The sequence below is a fragment of the Streptomyces sp. NPDC013457 genome (assembly GCF_043089925.1).
Classification (GTDB): Bacteria; Actinomycetota; Actinomycetes; order Streptomycetales; family Streptomycetaceae; genus Streptomyces.
The window spans coordinates 1-3,327 of the sequence record NZ_JBICBL010000032.1 but is presented as its reverse complement, the minus strand read 5'-3'; the positions used below and the strand labels follow the sequence as shown (position 1 = coordinate 3,327).

Genomic DNA, 3,327 nt, shown 5'->3' with positions numbered 1-3,327 from the left:
AGGCGAAGGAGTCCGTCCAGGTGGTGGACGTGGCCCAGCTGCTGCTCGACTCGGTGAAGACGAAGCCGGAGGACGTCGAGCCGGACGCCCCGGAGCCGGAGCCGGTGAATTGACTTCCGCTCTCCTCCCTGACCGGAGGAGAGTCCTATGACGATCGCCTGACCGTCTCGGTGGGTTCCTGCTTCTTCGCGCTGTGCCGGCATAAGTCATGGCCCCATCCGCGCTCCGCAGGCTGGCACCGCCAGTCCGGCGGCCTTGACCGCCGCGTTGATGTCCCGGTCAAACAAGGTTCCTCTTGACGGCTTTGTACTCCAGCATCGCAGTGAACGCCAACCGTCCGGGGTCGTGCACGGACTTCGCCAGGCGGTGTAGGTGAGGCCTCTGACCACCAGGACTTCCCCGGCAACCGCTTGCGCTTGGCCGCTCTGAGCGCCGTGGCGACGCGATTGCGATTTTGGGTGGACGGTCCCATATTTTGTGGCGTATTCATGCCAAGTTTGCTCCAGATCCGCGAGGCTATCCACGGGAAATGTAGGCTTCCTGCAGTGTGCTTACGGGTCTACTCACAACTCACGTGTAGACACCTGAAAGCTGAGTGCCTCCAAAGTGCAGTCGGCAGGCAACGTCAGCAGACCAGCGAACATACACACACGCCTCATGGCCCGATCCGGAGCGATTCGGGCGCACTGACGGTGTCTGCCACCATCTCAGCCGCACGCTGAACACTGCACTGGTGGTATGCGTTCGCCGGCCGGGCCCACACGACCCTGTCCGTCAACTCTCGCCATCACTCTTCCCGTGGTCGCCCCGAAACCGTGAGCCAAATATTGCCCCTGGGAGAAGACATGACATGCAGGCATATTCATTGCACATGCGCCAGTTGGTGCGTCTTGCATGACACGGCGTACGCCTCTGTCCTTGAACATGAAGCTGCAGTAGATCAGGCGGAATCTCGCAACTGGATCACAATATGACGACTCATCCGATTCTCGCTGCCGAGCTGGCGGTGGCGTGGGCCGACATTCAACAGCATCACGTCGAGTTGCCTGACCTGGCCGCCCCGGAGTCCTTGATCAATGAGACGGTGTCCGCGTGTGGTCCCGGACCGTCTTTTGAGCGGCTGCTGCACGAAGCCGCTCACGGAATTGCCGCTGCCCGAGGGATTCGTGATACCTCCCGGGCCGGCCGTTACCACAATCTTCGATTCCTGGCCGTCGCCAGCGAACTGGGGTTGGAGCATCCCGCGGAGGTCCACCCCAACACTGGATTCTCCCTCACACGCATGCTGCCGGAAACTCAACGGTTGTATCGCCCAACGATCGCCCGTCTGCAGATCGCCCTCGATGCCCACTCCGAAAGCGCACACAAGGAAAGGAGCGATTTCCTTGGGCCTGCCGCACGCTTCGGCGACTCTGGCGGGGGGACGAGGGTAAAGGTCGTGTGCGGGTGCGGCCGCAATCTACGCGTAGTGCGATCGATACTGGTCAAGGCCCCGATTCTCTGCGGGAGATGTGAGGAGCCGTTCTTGATCCCAACACCGACAGGGGAGCTCGAGCACCCCCAGGTGTGACGGCACCGCAGCTGATGGACGCAATCCTGGGGGACCCGGTTCACGCTAGCCCTTGAGTCAGCTGAGGTCCTGAGGGTCATGATTGGCCTCGCGGAAAGCTCGCCGATAGGCGCCTGGAGTCGTGCCCGCCTGGGCGCGGAAGCGGCGGCGGAGGTTGACCGCAGAGGTGAGTCCGACGCGGGTGGCGATCGCCTCGACCGACAGATCCGTCTCCTCAAGAAGAGTGCGTGCCGCAGTCACCCGCTGGGAGAGCAGCCAGGCGCCCGGACTCGTACCGAGCTGGTCGGCGAAACGACGGGCCAAGGTACGGCGGGAGATGCCCAGACGGGCGGCAAGCTCGCCCACCGATAGGGATGCCCCCAGGCGCTTTTCGGTCCACATGAACAGGTCGTCGAGCGATTCCCCTGGCGGTGGCGGAGGCGCATTCTGCATCCTGCCGCCCTCGCGATGGGGCGGAAACACCATGTGCCGTGCAAGCACGGCGGCGTAAGCGGCTCCGTAGTCCCGCTGCACCAGGTGCAAGCACAGGTCGAATCCCGCGCCCGCGCCCGCGCTGGTAGCGACGTCTCCGTGATCGACGTAGAGCCTCTTCGGTTCCACGTGCACGCGCGGGAACTCACGCTGTAGCTGCTCGGCTCGTGCCCAGTGCGTGGTCGCCGAGCGGCCGTCCAGTAGTCCCGTGCCGGCGAGTGCAAATACCCCCGAGCAGATCGTCACCAGGCGCGCCCCTCGCGCGTGCGCTCGCAGAAGCGCGCTGCGGACGGGTCCGGGGAGTGGGTCACCGACCGGAAGCCAGCCGGGAATGATCACGGTGTCTGCGGTGTCGAGCGCTGACAGGCCCTGGGACACGAACATGTCATACCCGGCCGTGGTCGGTACTGGGCCGGGTATCTGAGTGCACACCTCAAACTCGTAATGCTGCGGCACCTCGGACCGTTTCGTTCCGAATACCTCAACCGCGCAACCGAGTTCGAACGTCGACTGAACAGGGTGCACGAGCGCCACTACGCGATGCATGGCATGAAAGTACCCCATCGTGACAACCCGGCCTCTGTCCCGCCTCGGGCCCCGCGCGGCACTGTTGCCGGCATGCACCCTGAGATTCTTGCCCAGCTGGGTTACACCTCCGTCTCTGCTGCTGAGGCCCCGATACGTGAGCTGTTCCCCGGTATCCGGCTGCGTCCTCTGTGGCGGGGACCGGATGGTGCTCACGCGAATGTGCTGGAGATGGACGCGGGCGCCTCATGGCCGCGGCGCGATGTCCATGAACCCGGGCCGGAGGAGGTCTACGTGGTGGCCGGGATTTTCAACGATGGAGCGCGCGACTATCCGGCCGGCACCTTCCTCCACGCCCCGGCCGGGACGTGGCACATCCCCTCGACCACCAGCGGGTGCACGCTCTTCCTCTTCTATCCGGAGGGCTGACTTGGTGCTGGACGCGTACTCCGGCCGGAGACACATGTCCGGCACGGGGGGCCTGGGGTTGAGTCTCCAGCCTGGCGTCCGGCTGTTGGCGAAACTGTCACGCGTCCGAGAGGAGTCCGCTGCTGCCTCACCGCGCGTTCGTACGCGTAGTTCGAGCTGGCTCATGGTGCTGTCGCTAGCCGGTGAAGTCGCTGGCTGTGGGGTCGCCGTGTGTGAAGGTCGCCGCAGTGATGGAGAGGTTAGCTGGCGAGGCGTGCCCAGACTTCTCGGGTGTCGGGGGTGATGTGGGTTCCCCAGTCGGTGGCGAGGGCGGAGACGATGAGGAGGCCGCG

3 protein-coding genes are annotated in these 3,327 nt (G+C 64.6%); 2 read left to right on the top strand and 1 reads right to left on the bottom strand.

Translation table 11 applies throughout. The features are described from left to right. Positions 1 to 970: 970 nt before the first annotated feature. A complete protein-coding gene (locus ACF1G2_RS36010) occupies positions 971 to 1,570 on the top strand; it encodes a hypothetical protein (RefSeq protein ID WP_391802365.1) in 600 nt (199 codons plus the stop codon). A gap of 57 nt (positions 1,571 to 1,627) precedes the next feature. Here ACF1G2_RS36010 and ACF1G2_RS36005 read toward each other — a convergent pair whose 3' ends face one another. After that, entirely contained in the window at positions 1,628 to 2,587 is a 960-nt protein-coding gene (locus tag ACF1G2_RS36005) for a helix-turn-helix domain-containing protein (protein ID WP_391802364.1), read from the bottom strand. A gap of 72 nt (positions 2,588 to 2,659) precedes the next feature. Here ACF1G2_RS36005 and ACF1G2_RS36000 point away from each other — a divergent pair, with 72 nt between their 5' ends. Next, entirely contained in the window at positions 2,660 to 2,995 is a 336-nt protein-coding gene (locus tag ACF1G2_RS36000) for a cupin domain-containing protein (protein WP_391802363.1), read from the top strand. Positions 2,996 to 3,327: the final 332 nt, after the last annotated feature.

What these genes read in the sequence shown, in the direction of transcription:
- ACF1G2_RS36000 (WP_391802363.1), top strand. Translation starts at nt 2,660, where the DNA reads ATGCACCCTGAGATTCTTGCCCAGCTGGGTTACACCTCCGTCTCTGCT.
- ACF1G2_RS36010 (WP_391802365.1), top strand. Translation starts at nt 971, where the DNA reads ATGACGACTCATCCGATTCTCGCTGCCGAGCTGGCGGTGGCGTGGGCC.
- ACF1G2_RS36005 (WP_391802364.1), bottom strand. Translation starts at nt 2,587, where the DNA reads ATGCATCGCGTAGTGGCGCTCGTGCACCCTGTTCAGTCGACGTTCGAA.